The sequence below is a fragment of the Bradyrhizobium sp. 172 genome (assembly GCF_023101065.1).
Taxonomy (GTDB): Bacteria; Pseudomonadota; Alphaproteobacteria; order Rhizobiales; family Xanthobacteraceae; genus Bradyrhizobium; species Bradyrhizobium canariense_D.
In genome coordinates this window covers 2,125,656-2,142,326 of record NZ_CP064701.1, presented here as the reverse complement: position 1 = coordinate 2,142,326, position 16,671 = coordinate 2,125,656, and the positions used below count along the sequence as shown (strand labels likewise).

Sequence of the window (16,671 nt, the reverse complement as noted above, 5' to 3'; positions counted from 1 at the left end):
AATTTGATCATTCGAGGAGACAGCGATGAGGATTCTGAAATTGTCTGCGGCCGCAGCTGCGCTGCTGGCCGGTACCGCGCTCGCCGTGGCGCAGTCGAGTTCGACGGTCGGCACTGGCGGGTCGTCAGCCGGCGGTGGCACCAGCAACTCGACCGTAGGCACGGGCGGTTCATCGGCGGGTTCGGGCAGCGGATCGGGCTCGGCCTCGACGCTTGGCACCGGCGGCTCGTCGGCGGGCGGCGGCACCAGCAGTTCGTCGATCGGCACCGGCGGCTCCGCCGCAGGCTCCGGCAGCGGCTCAGGCTCGGCCTCGACGCTCGGCACCGGTGGTTCGTCGGCGGGTGGCGGCAAGAGTTCGTCCAGCGTCGGCACCGGCGGCTCTGCGGCAGGCTCCGGCTCCAACTCGGCATCGACAGTCGGCACGGGCGGCTCGTCGGCCGGCGGCGGCAAGAGCGGCTCGACCGTGGGAGCGGCCGGCTCCTCCGCGGGACATGCCAGCGACATGGGCATGGAAAAGGGCAAAGGCCACCACAAGGACGAGATGAAGAAGGACAAGGACTGACATCCGGCCGGCGGAGCGGCAGCAATGCCGCTCCTTCGTCCTTCCTGAGGAGGACTGGCATGAACAGACCAATCGTTGCGATCGCAGTTTTGACTTTGATGAGCAGCGCCGCTGCGGGGGAAACCATGCAGAAAACCGGCAAGACCGCGTCCGGCGAGACCTGCCGGGTCACGGTGGAAAAACATCCCGACGGCAGCATTACCGCGCTGGGGTCATCGGGTTCGGGCACCACCGGCTCGACCTCATCGAGCGGCTCGCTGTCGAGCTCTAGCTCGGCCGGCGGATCGTCGGTGCACGTCCAGGCCGGTGGCGGCAACGTGTCGAGTTCGTCCTCGACGGCCGGCGGCCCGGGTTCGACCAGCGCGAGCACCGTCACGGTCAACGGCTGCACCATCTCGACATCGTCGCCCTAGCAAAAGGATTTCACAGATGAGAATGTTGATCGCGACCTCGTCGGTCGCACTTCTGCTCGCCGCCGCCTCGCCGTTGTCGGCGCAAACCAGCATGACCGGCGGCACCGGGGGCTCGGCCGCGGCCGGCGGCACCTCGGCCAGCACGCTCGGCACCGGCGGCACGTCGACGTCGGGCTCCGGACAGACCGGCTCGTCGATTGCAGCGGGCGGCAGCGCCGCGTCTGCCAACGGCAAGGCGCAGTCCGGCACCAGCATGAACAAGGGCAACGGTCCGGTGCTCAATTCCAATGCGCGCGCGCAGGCGCATGAGGGTGGTACGTTCAGCCGCTCCCACACCCGCACGAAAGTCAAGGCGGGCGAGGAGGTCGGGTCGACCACCAAGACCATGTCGCACGTGCCGGGCTCCAAGCCGACCATGTCGACGACATCGACCAACGTGCGCTGAACCATCCTCACGAGACTGCTGCCCGCAACCTGCGGGCAGTTTTTCTTTGTGAGCAGGTTTTTCGTTGGTGAACGGATCAACCGCCGCTCAGCGTGCGGCTGACGCGGGTCACGAGTGCATCCCACTGCCGCTTCTCGGCGGCCGGATAGTTGATCAGCACGCAATGCACGTAGCGGCGGCCAAAGTTGCAGCGGTCGTACCAGATCTTGCCGCCCCGGGTGCTGGAGACCACGAAGAAGCGCGGCGTGATGCGCTTGTAGGTGATGCCGGGCGGCGGATTCTTCCGCGCCAGGAAAGCGGCCGGTGAGCTGCCGTCATTGGGAACGGCCTGCACCGTCAAATCCGCACGGCCGTCGCTGGTCCGGTACTGCATGCCATAGCCGTCGGGCCGGCCGGCTTGCTCGGTGAAGATGGACGAAGGGATATCGACGCTGGTCCCGGTCTCGGGAATGCGATAGCCACTCCAGCTGTCCGCGCGGGCGGCCGCCGGAAAGGCACAGAGCATGACAAGGATGGTGGCGATCTTCTTCATCGTATGGACCGGCTTGTGCTGGTGGGCCGACAACGTGGGGAAACGCCGGACGTTCCTTTCCGCGATGTGAACGCGCGTTGCGCCCAAGCCGGATGATAGTCTCGAGCGCGCCCGCTAGCGAGCGCGTTTGCCCTTGTCCGTGGGCAAGGGGCAATTCGTACAAGCGCTGTCGTCGCACATGCGGCAGATCGTGAAGCGATCCATCTCGGAGGTATCCTGCCGAGCCAACAACTCATGGAGCAGCGTTTCAAGGCGCTTCGTTTCAGCCGGCGACAGTACATCCAGAAGCGACGCGACGGCCGAAATCCGCGAAGTCATCAAATCGTTGCGGGTTGCGGCGCCCTTCGCCGTCAGGTGCAAGGCAACCTCGCGGCCGTCCTGTCCGGGCCGACGTTCGACCAGCCGATCCGACACCAGACGGTCCACCAGCCGGACCGTTCCTGAATGCGACAGGCCAAGGATCCGCCGCAGCTTGTCGTTGGTCATGCCCTGGCCATAGCCGATGACGACCAGTGCCGCAGGGGTCTCGCCACCGCGGCCGATGACCTCGCGCGCGCCCTGCTCGATCCGATCCATGACGGCGAGCGAAAGCGCCCCCAGCAAATTTGCGATTCCAATTTCCATACACCGACAATATGTGCGGAGCGCACAAAAAACAACTTGACGATATGTGCGCTCCGCACATAATTTGGATCGCGGGGCTCGATCACATGGAGAATGACGATGAATACTCGGAGCGCGGCACGACAAGCGAATGCCCAAGCGGATACCAGGGGCACCGAACCCGCCTTGAAATACGTGCAGGCCAACGGCGTGCGCTTCGCCTATCTCGAACAGGGCGATGGCCCCCTGGTCATGTTCCTGCACGGCTTTCCCGACAATGCCTGGTCGTATCGAAAGCAGCTGCAGGTCTTCGCGGATGCCGGGTATCGTGCCGTCGCGCCGTTCCTGCGTGGCTATGCGCCGACCGAGATTCCGGCGGACGGCATTTTCGATCCGATCGCACTGGGCAAGGATCTCGAAGCCCTCATCGCGGCGCTGAGCGACGACGGACAGGCACGCGTCGTCGGCATGGATTGGGGCGGCACCTCGACCTTTCAGGCGCTGGCCACGGCGCCATCGGCAATCAAGGCCGCCGTGGTCATGAACACCGCGCACCCGATTACAATTTCGAGCATCAGACGGGATCCGGAGCTCGTTCGAGCCGTCTTCCACGTCTATTTTTTCCAGCTGCCCGGCGCCGAATCCGCGGTCAATACCGAGGGCCTCCCCTTTGTCGACTATCTCTGGAAGCTGTGGTCACCGACATTCAACAATGCCGAGCACATCCGTTCGATCAAGGAGACACTCAGCTCGCCCGGCACGATGGCCGCGGCGCTGAAATATTACGGAGGCCTGACCGATGCGGGGCTCACGGGCCGGCTGCCGATCAATGACATGCACACGCCGACGCTGACGATCTATGGCAGCAACGATCCGACAGCGAGGTACTCGGTCAAGGAGGAGCCGCTGTTCAAGGGGCCGCACAAGCGGATTGTCCTGCCCGATGTCGGGCACTTCCCGCACCTCGAGCGTGAGGAAGAAGTCACCGGCCTGATCATGGACTGGTTCAAGACGCACGCGCCTGACTGAACGCAGAGGGCGGTGGCCCACAACATCCTTCGATTTTCTAATCTGGAGTGCGCGCAATGGACGCCAAGACACAACATCAATATGCCGAGACCTTTCATGCCCTTCACAGGAAGGGCGATCCGCTCGTCCTGTTCAACGCCTGGGACGCCGCCACCGCCAAAGCCATCGCGAAGACCGCTCCGGCCATCGCGACCAGCAGCGGCGCGGTCGCCTCCGCACTTGGATACGCCGACGGAGAAAATGTCCCGTTCGACATGGTGACCGGCCTCGTATCGCGGATGACTGCGGCCGTGTCAGTTCCAGTCTCAATCGATCTGGAGGCAGGATATGGCGACACCCCGGAGGCCGCCGCCAGATCGGCGACCGAGATTTTGAAAGCCGGCGCCGTCGGCATCAATATCGAGGACGGGCTATCGGGGGGAAAGCGGCAACTGGTCAATCCCGAACTCCATGCCGCCAAGATCAAGGCCGTGCGCGACGCCGCGAAAGATCTTGGAGTTCAGCTGTTCATCAATGCGAGAACAGATCCGTTCCTGCTGAAATTCGGATCGCCGGACGAGTGCATGAACGAAGCGGCAAGGCGGGCGAAGGTCTATGCCGAGGCCGGCGCCGACGGAATTTTCGTCCCCGGCCTCACCGATCTCGCTCTCATTGAAAAGTTGGTTCAGCTCACGCCTCTGCCGGTCAACATCATGGTGACACAAGGCGTTCCCGCACTTCCGGATCTGGCTCGCGTCGGCGTTCGGCGGGTCAGCCTCGGGCCGTGGCCGATGATGGCCGCGATGCGGATGATCGGACAGGCCGCGGCCGCGGTCGCCGCGACCAAGCAGTACGGCACGTTCCTGCAACCGGATGCCTGAGCCCGGATATCACCAGCTCGACGCAGTGTTCTGCGCCGACCGCTTCACGCTTTTCCAATCCACCGGATGGATGTCGAGAACGGTCAGCGCAGTTCCTATGCGCTCCTGTCCATGGCCGCGATCAAGGATCCGATCTCGATTGTCGCGACATTGCAGTAGCTGTCGGAGACCGCGTAGGGGAAGATGATCTTGTCGTGGTGGCGCATCGCGCCGCAAGTGTAGACGACGTTTGGAACATATCCTTCGCGTTCGGAAGGGTCCGGGCGCAATAGTGGCTCGCGCAGGCGGCCGAGCACCTTCGAAGGGTCGTTCTTGTCCAGCAGCGCGGCCCCGATCGAATATTTTCGCAAAGGTCCGACGCCGTGCGTCAGCAGCAGCCACCCGACGTCGAGCTCGATGGGTGATCCGCAATTGCCGATCTGCACGAATTCCCAGGGGTATCGCGGCTTCAGAATCGGCTGGCCGCCATCCCACGTCTGGAGATCGTCGGAAAAGATCAGATAGAGGTTCTCGTTATCCTGGCGCGCGATCATTGCATATCTGCCCCCGATCTTGCGCGGGAATAACGCCATGCCCTTGTTGCGCGCGGCACTGCCCTTCAGGGTCGATAGCCGGAACGATACAAAGTCGGACGTCTCGATCAGCTCCGACCGGATCGCCCGTCCGCTATAAGCGGTGTAGGTCGCGTAGTAGATCGTCTCGCCGGCGTTGCTGAAATGCACAAAGCGGGCGTCCTCGATCCCGTTCGACTGCGCTTCAGTGACCGGGAAAATCACCCGCTCGCTCAGATCCTGGCCGGCCGCAAATGTAACATCAATCTCGTCGCCGCCGGCGCCCGATGTCAGCTTGACGAGATCGGGGCTGGATGCAAGGCGCGCCGTCGGGTCGATGGTCACGGTCCCGTCTGCCGCAATAAGCCCCGAGCGAAATGTCAGGGACGACACGTGACCCTCGCCGACGGCACGAAGACTTAGGATGAAGCGAAGGCTGCCTTCCGGCGTTCCGGATTGATCGGGATGCGGCACGATACTCGGATTGAACAATGCCGAGGCCTCGAACGAATATTCGTTGAGAAAATAGGCGCCCGCGAGTTGGCGCTGCACCTGCGTGAATACAGCATGGTCGGCCAGCGCCTCTTCCATTTCCGCGGCGCGTGTCTCGAATATCTGCAACAGGTTGCGGTGACGGCCGAGGAAATTCTCCAGAACGTCGGCCAATTGCCGGTCAGCCGTCTCGGCATCGAGCGCGAGGACCCGTTCGACGATATGGTTGGCGCGGGTCTTGTCCGTCGGATTGAGGTCGCGCGGCTCTGTTGCCGGCTTGAAAGGCCGAACGATGACACGGGTCGGATCAGGCCGCAGCTGAAGGGCTTGACGTTTGAGGAAGGGAGATTGCGACAAGACGGCCTCGATGGGTTGAAGGAGGAAATCGTAATCCTGCTCCGTCAAGCGACGAGAGGAGCAGGCTTGGCCCGGCTTTCGCTCAGGCGGGCAATTTGCCGAATCTCGGAAAGCCCAAGCAAATAAGACACCACGGATTCCCCTCCCCGGTTCTCATTGGGACGATCGGGATGCAGGCCATCCCGGCAGCTTCCGGTCTCCAGATCGACCAGCGAGGCCGACAGGTCGTTGCTGCCCAGAAACCACGCGAAGACCCGCGCGGCTTCGGCTTTCCACTCGACATCGTGATCGGCCCGCCACGCGGCGAGGCATGCCGCGATGGTCGCCGCGGCCTCCAGCGGCTGCTGGTCGAAGGCTTGCGACGGCTGGCGTCGATCGCCAAACCCCGCCGTGCCGATCGGGCGGAATTGGCCTTTCGCTGAGGTTTGCCGCTTCACAAGCCAGCGCAACGACTCCAGCCCGATATTGACATAGCGCGATGTCTTGCTGGCAAGACCGGTTATGATCAGCGCCTGGGGCAAGCGCGCGTTATCATAGGCCAACCCGTCCTCGAACCAGACCCAATCGCCGGTTGCCACGGTGTCGAAGATCAAGATCAAGCGATCGGCAAGCACGGCACGCAGGCGGGTCGCCTGGACATCGCCCGGGACAGCCGAGCAGTAAGCATCGAGGCCCAGCAATACGAACGCCCACGCACGGGGCGAACGAAAATCTTCCACTGTCGCCATTGCTTCGGAAAACAAGGCCCCGGCCCATGAGCGCCGCGACGAGCTGGCGTCGGTCAACGCGCACACCCCCAAGGCCCAGAGCGTACGTCCGTGACTGTCCTCCGACCCCTTGTCCTCCAACCAGCAGCGGTTGAAGCCCATGAAATTGCGAAATCGTCGTGTATCCGGATTCCAGGCGTGCTGGACGAAAGCGGCAAATCGTGCCGTCAGCGCATCCGGCAGCCGCTCTTCACCCGGATTGTTGAGCGCACAGGCCACGAGCAGCGCCCGGGCGTTGTCGTCGACGCAATAGCCGTGGGCACGATCCGGCACGCTATGAACGGCATGCTGAAACAGTCCCGTGTCGTCGCACATCGACAGGAAATGGCCGAGCTGCATTTCCGGCGGGGCGCGGCTGTCGCGCAGCAGCGTGCCAGTATCCATACGCGCGATGGTCTTGAGCCGATGCCGGCGGCCGGCGTTCTCGAAGACCGACATATAGCGCTCGGCGGTTCTTTCCCATGTCATCGCGCGGCTGCTCGAATAGGCGCGCTTGCGCATCGCCTGCCGAAGCACGTCGTTGGTGAGCAACTTGGCGATTTCAATGCCGAGCGCTGCCGCGTCGCCAAACGGAACCAGGATGCCGCGGCCCTCGGCCAATAGTTCACGGGCATGCCAATACGGGGTGGACACCACGGCTTTACCGAGGCCAAAACTGTAGGCCAGCGTGCCCGAGGTCATCTGGGCCTCACTGAGGTACGGCGTCACGTAGACGTCAGACATCGAGATGAAATCGAGCAGCGTTTTCTTGTCGACGAACTGATCGAGGAACACGACGTGATCCTCGACGCCAGCCTGGCGCGCGTGCGCCATCAGGGACTCACGATAAGCTTCGCCACGGTCGCGCACGAGGTTGGGATGCGTCGCACCGAGGACGACGTAAACGGCGTCGGGTCGGGTCTTCAGAATCGAAGGCATCGCATCGATCATGACTTCGATACCCTTGTTCGGCGACAGCAATCCGAAGGTCAGGATGACCGACTTGTTGCTGAATCCGAGCGCAGCCTTGGCCGCGTCGGGTTCGACGAACGCAAATTCCGGGATGCCATGCGGGATGATCTCGATCTTCTCGTCAGCCATGTGATAGACGGAGCGCAACAATTCCCGACCTTTTTCAGCCATCACGACGATCTTGGACGAGCACTCGACGATGCGCGTGATGACGTCGCGCTGAGCCTCTGTCGGCTCGGACAAGACCGTATGCAGGGTTGTCACGATCGGTATGGTCAGGCGCGACAGAAGCGCCATGATCTGGCCTCCGGCTTCGCCGCCGAAAATTCCGAATTCGTGTTGCAGCGAAACGGCCTCGAAGCCGCCGCTGTTCAGATAGGCAGCCGCACGGACATAATCATCTTGCCTGTCGTCGTCGATCTCCAGGCCCACGGCGGTAGGATAATCGTAGACCTGGCCGTGATCGGTCATCGCGACGATGACCGTCTCCAGATCACTCCGGGACGCCGCAACGGCGCTCTGCAAGTCAGTAGTGAAGGTCGCGATGCCGCAGCGGCGGGGAAGCGAATTGCCGATGAATGCGATACGATTTACGGCAGCCAATTTGGCGTCTCCGATTGTTTGAGCGTGGCGGTCTCGAAGGGAGACGGGACCAGGGTGCCGGGAAAGGCGTGCGGTGCGAGACTGGCGCTCGCGGCACTGCGCTCTGTTAGCGCAGCAGGGTTTATCTTCGGGCCGGGATAGGCCAGCAGCGCTTTCAAGCCGCTCGCACCGACCTCGATTTCCGCATGGTCGGCTTCCAGGAAGATCGCGTCCCCCGGCGCCAGCCTCGTCGAGCCGAGTTGGGCCTGGCCTTCTATCGCCAGCAGCCAGGTCTCTTTCGGTGCGTCGAGCATCCAAACGGAGCCAGGAGCAAGGTCCGTCTGCTCCAGCGCAAAATAGGAATTGACCGTGAGGACCGTTCGCGCGCCGCTCAGGCGTTCGGACGGCGATTGAATCTGGCGTGGGCCTGCCGTCGCCACCGCGACGGCATGGTCGATGTGCAGTTCGCGCGCTCGTCCATAGTCGAACAGCCGGAACGTGGCGTCGCTGTGCTGCTGGATTTCCACGAGCACGATGCCGGCGCCGATCGCGTGGATCGTTCCAGCAGGAATGAGAATGACGTCGCCTGGATGAACCGGCTGCCAATCCACGATATCGGCGATCGAGCCATCAGTGATCGCGGTTCGCAACTCCGCGGCGGAGCGCAAATGGTTCAATCCCACCGCGACCCGGGCGCCGGGGATCGCGGAGACGATATACCAGGCTTCGGTCTTGCCATTGGCAAGCCCGATCGAACGCGCGAACGCATCATCCGGATGAACTTGAATCGACAGCGGCTCGGTGGTGAAGAGCATTTTGAGCAGCAACGTCGTCTTGGGCGCAGCAAGACCCGGGCGCTCGAACCACAATTCCCCGATCGGCCCGTCGCTCGTCGACGTCTCACTCCAGGGCCGCAGATCGAGACTGCCCCAGGGCTTCGGCTTGGTTCGCACGATGGCATGTTCGACCGTCAAGCGGGCCTCCCCAAGGCTGTGCGATCAGTCGTTGGCTGTTCGTGCCGGGCGCGGACCGGTCCAGGGCGGAAGCGCATCCCATTCGGCCCTTCGCATGCGGCGCTCTTCATCGCCGACCTTGACGAAGACAAACGGAGCGTCGTCCTGCCCGGTCTTCGATCCCGTGAATGTGGCCGGAAGTCCGTTCGAATTTCGGATCGTTGCTGTGTTTGCCACGTAAACCTCCTGACGATCTGCGTGCGAGATCGCTGCCGCAGATCAATTGAAAATGGATTCCGCTGCATGCAGGCCGACGCAGCGACCCGCACCGGCACCCGAGATACCAATCGGTCCAGGAGATTTGTATTTTGGGATATCGGACATGCGACCGCCTGCGTGGTTGAGGCGGGAGCGAAATGCTCTCAGTCACCGATAACTGCCAAGGGCGGGCGGTGATCTCGAGCATATAGGAACGCCGTCACCCAATAGCGAGACGAGCGCATCAATCCGATCGGCTTTATTAGCTGTATCTTTGTGTTGGCATTGCTCTATGGTCACGCGGCCTGGCGTCTGAGTTGACGGGGTTCCTCGCTCGATTTCATTATTGGCCGGCTGATCCCCCTCTCAGAAGGGTTTTCGGCAATCGGATGTCGCATGGTTTCAACGGATCGTTTCCGGCAAGAGATTCGATCCCGGCTCGAATTGGCGAACGCGCAAGGCCGGCCGAACCTGACCATCGAGTGTGGCGAGCTTTACCGCTCCATGAGCCAGCTGCCCACGTTCAATCGATGGATGATCTTCTGCTGCAACGCGATGCGCGCGGAAATGGCCTTGACCGATCATTTGATTTTCGATGACAGGAACGAAAGCCTGCTGACCGTTCACTATGCATTGCCGCGTCAATGCCGAGCAAAATCAAACCAGACACGATCGAAGTAACGCGTTTCGTTGATTTCGATGACTAGCCGGTCGTTGCTGCCGTGGCGGCTCCGAGAGTAGACGCCCTACGCCGACCGCTTCACCGCGGTCGCGCCGGCCGGTGCAATGTCGAGACGAGCGAGCATCGCCCGCGCCTGCTCGGCGCAGTGCTCGATCAGCCAGCGCTCGAACGCTAGGGGCGCGAGCGCGGGCGCGTAGAGGAAGCCTTGCACGACGTCGCAGCCGAGCTCGGCCAGCACCTTGCGCTGCGCCTCGGTCTCAACTCCTTCCCCGACGACAGTCATGCCGAGGCCCTGCCCGACGCGCACCACAGCGGTGGCGATCGCGAGCGCGCCAGCGTCACGCTCGATGTCGCGCATGAAGCTGCGGTCGATCTTGAGCTCGCGGATCGGCAGATGGGCGAGCCGGCTGAGGCTGGAATAGCCGGTGCCGAAATCGTCCACGGAAAGCCCGACGCCGAGCTCCCGGATCGCGTTCATCGTCTCGAGCGCGGCGACGCTGTCCTGCATGAACGCGCCCTCGGTGATCTCGAGCATCAGCGCATCCGCCGCCAGATCGTATTCGGCGAGGATATCCTTGAGCCGCGCGGCCAGCGTGACGTTGCGGAAATTGATCGGCGACAGGTTCACCGACACGGATGGAATGTTCAGCCCAGCGCGGCGCCAGCTCGCCATCTGCCGGCAGGCCTCGCGCACGGACCACAGGCCGATCTGCTCGATCAGGCCGCACTCTTCGGCGAGTGGGATGAATTTTGCCGGCGAGACGTCGCCAAGCTCGGCATCGTGCCAGCGCGCCAGCGCCTCGACGCCATGGATCGCGCCGTCGCAGCTGCGGATCTGCGGCTGATAGCGGAGGGTCAGCGTGCCCTCGGCGATGGCGCGGCGCAGCGCCGCAATCAAGGCCAGCCGCTGCTCGGTGAGCCCGTTCATCTCGGCGCTGAACAGGCGATGGGTCGAGCGGCCGGCCTGCTTGGCCATGTACATGGCCGCGTCCGCCTGCTGCATCAGGGTGTCGATGTCGGTGGCGTGATCGGGATAGAGGCTGACGCCGATGCTCGCCGACATCTGCAGTTGCCTGGAGCCGAGCCGCAGCGGCGCGGCCAGCGCTTCGGTGATTCCGGCCGCGACGCGCTCGGCACCCTCGGCGTTGCGCTGCGGCAGCAGGATCACGAACTCGTCGCCGCCGAGTCGCCCCAGCATGTCCTCGGGCCCGATCTGCTCGCGCAGGCGCTGCGCGAGCTGGATCAGGAGCTCGTCGCCGGCGGCATGACCGAGTGTGTCGTTGACGTCCTTGAAATGATCGACGTCGAGGAAGGCCAGCGCGACGTGGCTGCCGGTCGGGCAGGCATCGATGGCGGTGGTGATCAGGCGCCGCAATTGCGCGCGGTTCGGCAGGCCCGTGAGGATATCGTGATAGGCGAGCCGCGCGATCTCGGCGCGCGCTTCCTTGCGCTCGATCGCGAAAGCGCCGAGATTGACGCAGGCCTCGACGATGCGCCGATGCCAATTGCTCGGCGCGCGCGGCTCCCGGTAGTAGAAGGCGAACGTGGCGATGACCCGTCCGTCCTTGGCCTTGACCGGCGTCGACCAGCATGCGCGCAGGCCAATCGCGAGCGGCATCGCCTTGTACGGCCGCCAGCGCGGATCGGTCTCCAGATCCGTCGCCAGCACCGGCTCGCCGTAGAAGGCCGCGGTTCCGCACGAGCCGACATTGGGGCCGATGGCAACGCCGTCCAGTGCGCGGGAATAGTCCTCGGGCAGACTTGGGCCGCCGAGCGGATGGATCAGGCCCGCGGCATCGATATGAAGCAGCGAACAGACGACGTCGGGCGCGATCTGCTCGACACGGCGGCACAGCCGGTCGGCAATCTCGCCGATCGGAACCTCGTCGGCGAGCGCGCCCATGATGAGCTGCTGCAGCGAGCGCAGCTGCTTGGTCTCGGTGATATCCTCGAGCAGCGCGAAGATGTGCTTGACCTGGCCCTCCTGTCGCGGAAGGCATCGATGCGGGCGCAGACCCAGATCTCCTCGCCGTCCTTGTCATAGGCGAGCATCTCGACCTCGCCGCGGTGGCCACCCTCCATCAGGCGCTTGACGAGCTTCGCAACGGCCTTGCGATCGGTGTGGCGGCCGGCGAGCAGGCCCCTGGCACGGCGGCCCTCGGCTTCCTCGCTGGTGTAGCCGAACAGCGTCGTGAAGGCGGCATTGACGTAGACGATGCTCTGGTCGGTGTCGGTGATGAGCACCGCGCGGTTGGTCTGGTCGGAGACGGCGTGGAGAAGCCCGATCCTGGCGCGGCGTTCGGCATTCGCGGTGACGTCGCGCGCGAACACGATGCGATAGGTGATGCCTTCACTTGCAATGGATGAAAGCGAGATGGCCGCCCGGATGCGGCTGCCGTCGTTTCGCACGAGGCTGATCTCGTCACGGAATTCTGCAACCGGATCGGCCTGAAGGCATTTGAGGGTGAGAATTTCGGCGTCGTGACCGAGCACATCAGCGCGTGCGAGTTTCCAAATCCGCTCCGCACCGGCATTGAAATGCGTGATGCGATGCGCGCTGTCGACGATGACGATGCCCTCGTCGGCGCGTTCGAGCGCGGCCAACAGCACTTCCGGAGTTTCTGTCATGGCACAATCGGAGGCGGACATCGCTAGACCCGGAGGCATCGGGAAAATATGCAACCGACGCTAGCGCCACCATGGTGTCCAAGTCCTTTTTGCAGTCCCCTCGCACCGCGCCAAGACGCGACATGATTAACATTCCGCGAAAGAAACGAAGGTAATTGGGCGCGCACGGAACCTATTCGGCGCCGGTTTCCACCTGAAGCTTGCCGGCAACGGCGCGCACCTTGCGGGGCGCAGCTTGCCAGATCGAGAGCGCCGACAATCCGCTCACGATGATGGCGACGCCAAAGGCCAGCGTGTAGTCGCCGACCCGATCGTAAAGCAAGCCGGTGACCCAGGGACCGGCAGCGCCGCCGGCCAATGCCGCCAGCATGATCGTGCCGAAAATGCTGCCCTGGTGCTTGCCCTGAAAAATCTCGAACACCACTGCGCCCATGATCGAGGTCAGGCCGTAACCGAGCGCGCCTTGCGTGAACACCATGAGGTAGACCAGCCACAATGACGGCTGGAATTTCAGGGCCATCAGCGCCGCGAAAGAGATCGCAAAACCCGCGCAGCTGATCGCCCACACCCATTCCCGCCCGATCCGGTCGGAGACATGGCCGAGCAGGATCTGGCCGGGAATGCCGAGCAGGCTGACGATGCCGAGTGCCCACACCGCGACACCCGGGCTGAAGCCGATGTCGAGCAGGAATTTGGTCTGGTGCACCTGCACCGCGTACCAGATGTAGAGGCCGCAGAAATAGCCGAGCGCGATCCACCAGAACCGTGTCGTGGCGACCGCTTTCCGGAGTGTCCATTCGGTCCCGGCCCAGACGGGATCGACGACGTTGGAGGCGGGTTTTGCGGCGCCTGCGGCCGGGGCCGCATCGCCGTCAGGCCGAAGGCCGATATCCTCGGGACGTCGATGCAGGAACAGATTGATCGGCGCCAGCACGATCAGGATCATCAGGCCCATCGCCGTGCAGGCGGTGCGCCAGCCGGTCCCTTCGATCATGTGTTGCACCCATGGCAGCAGCGTGACCGAGCCGATGCCGACCCCGGCGAAGGCGATGCCGATGGCGAGGCCGCGCGTGCGGATAAACCAGTTCGGCAGGAACAACGACTGCCCGGAATAGCCGAGACACACCGAACCGGCGCCGACCATGACGCCGATGGTGACATAGAGATGCCATGGCTGGCTCGTGAGCGGCGCGAGCAGCAATCCGCCGCCCATCAGAACGACGCCGAGCTCCATCACCGCGCGCGGGCCGGCGCGGTCCATCAGCCGGCCGATCAGCGGGCTGACCATGCCCGACACCACGAAGCCGAAGGAGAAGGCGCCCGCGGTGACGCCGCGCTCCCAGCCGAATTCGGAGATGATGGGAGGGAAGAACAGCGAGAAGGCGGTGCGCGCGTTGACGCCGATGGCCATGGTGACGAAGGTCACCGCGACCACGACCCAGCCGTAGAAGAACGGAAGCCGCATTGTGTGTTTCATCCCTGGACGGTCCTTCCGACCATCCAGGACTGCCCGGGTCAAGCGCTTTTCGCGCATGCCTCATTGAGCGATCCTTGGGCGGCCGCCCTCAGGCCGCGTCGCGTTGCGACGATTTGGCGGGCGCGTCGAACAGGATCCGTTCGATCGGCTGCGGGCGGCCGAACAGATAGCCTTGCGCGAAATTGACGCCGAGCGCCTTCAGCCGCTCGTACTCCTCGCGGGTCTCGACGCCCTCGGCGGTGACCGACATGTCCAGCCCGCGCGCCAACGTCACGATCGAGGAGATGATGGCGGAGCTGCGCGGCTGATGCGTGAGGTTCCGGATGAACGATTTGTCGATCTTGATCTTGTCGAACGGGAAAGCGGTCAGATAGCTGAGCGACGAATAGCCGGTGCCGAAATCGTCGAGTGCGAGCGCGATGCCGATGCTCTTCAGCCGCTCCATGAAGGCGTGGTTCTCGACGCCACGCTCCAGCAGCACGGATTCCGTGATCTCGATCTCCAGCCGCGGCGGCGGCAATCCGGAATCGGCGAGCGCCGCGCTGATCATCTCGAACAGCTCGGCCTCCTTGAACTGGATCGGCGACAGGTTGACGGCGACCGCAAGATCGGACGGCCAGCCGGCCGCGTCCGCGCAGGCGCGCCGCAGCACAAACTCGCCGAGCGGCACGATCAGCCCGGTCTCCTCCGCAAGCGGGATGAACTGGTCCGGCGCAATCAAGCCGCGCGTCGGATGCCGCCAGCGCACCAACGCCTCGAAGCCGCGCCGCGTGCCGCTGAGGGCGTCGACGAACGGCTGGTAGTGCACCTCGAGCTGGCACCGCGCGATGGCGTCGCGCAGATCGCCTTCCAGCGTGCTGCGCGCCTCGAGCTCGGCCGACATCGCCTTGTCGTAGATGGTGAAGCAGTTGCGGCCCGACGATTTCGAGCGGTAGAGCGCCAGGTCCGCCTTCTTCAGCAGCTGCTCCTGATCGCTGCCATGATCGGGCGCGATCGCAATGCCGATGCTGGTACCGATCTCGACGCGGTGTCCGGGAAGAAGGAACGGCTCGGCCACGAGCTTGGCGATCCGCCCCGCCAGTTCGGTCGAGCAGACGCGCTGATCCTCGCAAGCTTCCTGGATGATGGCGAATTCGTCGCCGCCGAGCCGGGCCAGCACGTCGCTGGTGCGCAAAGCGGATTTCAGCCGCTGTGCGACCTGACGCAGCAGCGCATCGCCGGCACCGTGACCGAGCGAGTCGTTGACGTTCTTGAAGCGGTCGAGGTCGAGCATCAGGATCGAGAAGGTCGGACCGGCGTCCTTCAAACGGCCCTTGAGCTCGTCGAGCCGGGCCAGGAAGAAAGCGCGGTTCGGCAATCCGGTCAGGATGTCGGTCTGGGCGAGTTCGAGCACCCGCCGGTTCGCCAGTGACAGCCGCTGCGAATTGCGGGTTGCGAGCATGAGATAGGTCGAAAGCGACAGCGTCAGCAGCATGCCGACGATCAGCACCGCACCCGCGCGATCGTAAGTCGTCTCCAGCGGACCGCCGGCAGCCGGAACCGCCCGCACCTGCCAATCGGTGTCGCCGATCTTGAGATTGCCCGACCAGTGCAGGGCTAGCGCGACGTCCCGCATCGTCTGCGGCGCCGTCGCGGCCGACGAGTAATCCGGCAGCATTTGCTCCAGGCCGACGATCTGACCCGCGAACGGCGGATAGACGTTGACGCTGACCGCGGGGCTTGCCCCGGTGGTCACGCGAATGGACTGGATCAGCAGCGGCAGGTCGAAGACGCCGACGACGAAGCCGGCGAGATTGCGGCGCCGGTCCACGACCGCGTCGCGCGACGTTCCCTTGGCGTAGACGGGAATGGCGACGAGGACGTCGGGCAACCGGCCGCCCTCCTTCGGCTCGTAGAGGCGGGTGCGAATGGCCCCTATCCGGTCGGTGTCGCGCGCGCGCTCGAGGACCGCGCGGCGCTCCGGAACGGTCGCGTAGTCCATTCCGTAGACTGGAGACGTCTTCGGCTGGGTCGAGTAGAACACCGGAAAATATTCGTCGCTCTGCGGCGCGGTCGCGAACGCATCGCCCTGGAGCGACTTGATGCGATAGCCGGACACGCCGTCCGTGATCGCCGCGGCCTCGTATTCGGCGCGCTCCTTGCGGTTCACCCGCGGCACCCAGGAGATGCGCAGCATGCCGGGATGGCGCTCGAACAGGCGGGCGCTGAAGGTCTCGAATTCGCTGCGGGTGATCTCCTGATTGGTCGATTCGAACAGCGTGCGCAGCGCGACGAGCCTGGAGATGTACTCGCTCATGCCGTTCTGCATGACGATCACTTCGGTCTCGGCCGCGTTCTCGAACTCGATCTTGTTGACGCGGCCTTCCCATCGCGCCACGGCGGCTGCAGCCACGACCGAGAACAGAAGACCGACGCCGACTGCGACGAGCGCAGGGCGATAGAGCCCGAGCAGCGGCGCGGCACGCCACCATCCGGTCATACGCCCCCGATCCTGATCGTTCTGATCCCGACCGCCCATTCCAAAAACCG

The 16,671-nt window shown here is 64.0% G+C and carries 14 protein-coding genes and 1 pseudogene; 6 read left to right on the top strand and 9 right to left on the bottom strand.

The window, feature by feature from the left end; translation table 11 throughout:
* Window positions 1-25: 25 nt before the first annotated feature.
* Genes IVB07_RS10160 through IVB07_RS10150 form a run of 3 tightly spaced genes read left to right on the top strand, consistent with a single transcriptional unit; the run spans window position 26 to window position 1,420 of the window.
* Window positions 26-562, top strand: coding sequence for a hypothetical protein (locus tag IVB07_RS10160; RefSeq protein ID WP_018454314.1), 537 nt, complete (start codon window positions 26-28; stop codon window positions 560-562).
* A gap of 59 nt (window positions 563-621) precedes the next feature.
* Complete coding sequence (locus tag IVB07_RS10155) at window positions 622-975, top strand: hypothetical protein (protein WP_026232714.1); 354 nt, start codon at window positions 622-624, stop codon at window positions 973-975.
* A gap of 22 nt (window positions 976-997) precedes the next feature.
* On the top strand, window positions 998-1,420 hold the full coding sequence (locus IVB07_RS10150; RefSeq protein ID WP_018454312.1) for a hypothetical protein: 423 nt from the start codon (window positions 998-1,000) through the stop codon (window positions 1,418-1,420).
* Between the two features lie 76 nt (window positions 1,421-1,496).
* On the opposite strand, the gene IVB07_RS10145 is transcribed toward IVB07_RS10150, so the two are convergent.
* Together IVB07_RS10145 and IVB07_RS10140 are read right to left on the bottom strand one after the other, a co-directional pair.
* The gene (locus IVB07_RS10145; RefSeq protein WP_026232713.1) at window positions 1,497-1,952 is read right to left on the bottom strand and encodes a hypothetical protein; all 456 of its coding nucleotides are present in this window, start codon (window positions 1,950-1,952) and stop codon (window positions 1,497-1,499) included.
* A 114-nt stretch (window positions 1,953-2,066) separates the two neighbouring features.
* A complete protein-coding gene (locus IVB07_RS10140) occupies window positions 2,067-2,555 on the bottom strand; it encodes a MarR family winged helix-turn-helix transcriptional regulator (protein WP_231190451.1) in 489 nt (162 codons plus the stop codon).
* Window positions 2,556-2,675: 120 nt separating this feature from the next.
* Between IVB07_RS10140 and IVB07_RS10135 the strand changes: the two genes are divergently transcribed.
* A complete protein-coding gene (locus tag IVB07_RS10135) occupies window positions 2,676-3,584 on the top strand; it encodes an alpha/beta hydrolase (protein ID WP_026232712.1) in 909 nt (302 codons plus the stop codon).
* A gap of 56 nt (window positions 3,585-3,640) precedes the next feature.
* Complete coding sequence (locus tag IVB07_RS10130; protein ID WP_018454308.1) at window positions 3,641-4,444, top strand: isocitrate lyase/phosphoenolpyruvate mutase family protein; 804 nt, start codon at window positions 3,641-3,643, stop codon at window positions 4,442-4,444.
* A gap of 95 nt (window positions 4,445-4,539) precedes the next feature.
* Here IVB07_RS10130 and IVB07_RS10125 read toward each other — a convergent pair whose 3' ends face one another.
* The 4 genes from IVB07_RS10125 to IVB07_RS10110 are packed head-to-tail and all read right to left on the bottom strand — an operon-like array spanning window position 4,540 to window position 9,334.
* Window positions 4,540-5,844, bottom strand: a complete 1,305-nt coding sequence (locus IVB07_RS10125) for a glycoside hydrolase family 130 protein (protein WP_026232711.1) — start codon at window positions 5,842-5,844, stop codon at window positions 4,540-4,542.
* A gap of 44 nt (window positions 5,845-5,888) precedes the next feature.
* Entirely contained in the window at window positions 5,889-8,165 is a 2,277-nt protein-coding gene (locus tag IVB07_RS10120; protein WP_247767799.1) for a glycosyltransferase family 4 protein, read from the bottom strand.
* On the bottom strand, window positions 8,153-9,118 hold the full coding sequence (locus tag IVB07_RS10115) for a class I mannose-6-phosphate isomerase (protein ID WP_018454305.1): 966 nt from the start codon (window positions 9,116-9,118) through the stop codon (window positions 8,153-8,155). The genes IVB07_RS10120 and IVB07_RS10115 overlap by 13 nt, the downstream gene beginning before the upstream one ends.
* A 24-nt stretch (window positions 9,119-9,142) precedes the next feature.
* Window positions 9,143-9,334: a hypothetical protein gene (locus tag IVB07_RS10110; RefSeq protein ID WP_018454304.1), complete on the bottom strand. Its 192-nt coding sequence runs from the start codon at window positions 9,332-9,334 to the stop codon at window positions 9,143-9,145.
* A 417-nt stretch (window positions 9,335-9,751) separates the two neighbouring features.
* Between IVB07_RS10110 and IVB07_RS10105 the strand changes: the two genes are divergently transcribed.
* Window positions 9,752-10,036 carry a hypothetical protein gene (locus IVB07_RS10105; protein ID WP_143273233.1) on the top strand — a complete coding sequence of 95 codons (285 nt, stop codon included), beginning with the start codon at window positions 9,752-9,754 and terminating at the stop codon, window positions 10,034-10,036.
* Between the two features lie 65 nt (window positions 10,037-10,101).
* On the opposite strand, the pseudogene IVB07_RS10100 reads toward IVB07_RS10105, so the two are convergent.
* The 3 genes and pseudogenes from IVB07_RS10100 to IVB07_RS10090 all read right to left on the bottom strand — a co-directional run bounded on the left by IVB07_RS10100 (window position 10,102) and on the right by IVB07_RS10090 (window position 16,621).
* Window positions 10,102-12,686 (bottom strand): annotated as a pseudogene (locus IVB07_RS10100) (EAL domain-containing protein).
* A gap of 151 nt (window positions 12,687-12,837) precedes the next feature.
* Window positions 12,838-14,130, bottom strand: coding sequence for an MFS transporter (locus tag IVB07_RS10095; RefSeq protein WP_018454302.1), 1,293 nt, complete (start codon window positions 14,128-14,130; stop codon window positions 12,838-12,840).
* A gap of 100 nt (window positions 14,131-14,230) precedes the next feature.
* The gene (locus IVB07_RS10090; protein ID WP_247376513.1) at window positions 14,231-16,621 is read right to left on the bottom strand and encodes an EAL domain-containing protein; all 2,391 of its coding nucleotides are present in this window, start codon (window positions 16,619-16,621) and stop codon (window positions 14,231-14,233) included.
* Between the last annotated feature and the right edge of the window lie 50 nt (window positions 16,622-16,671).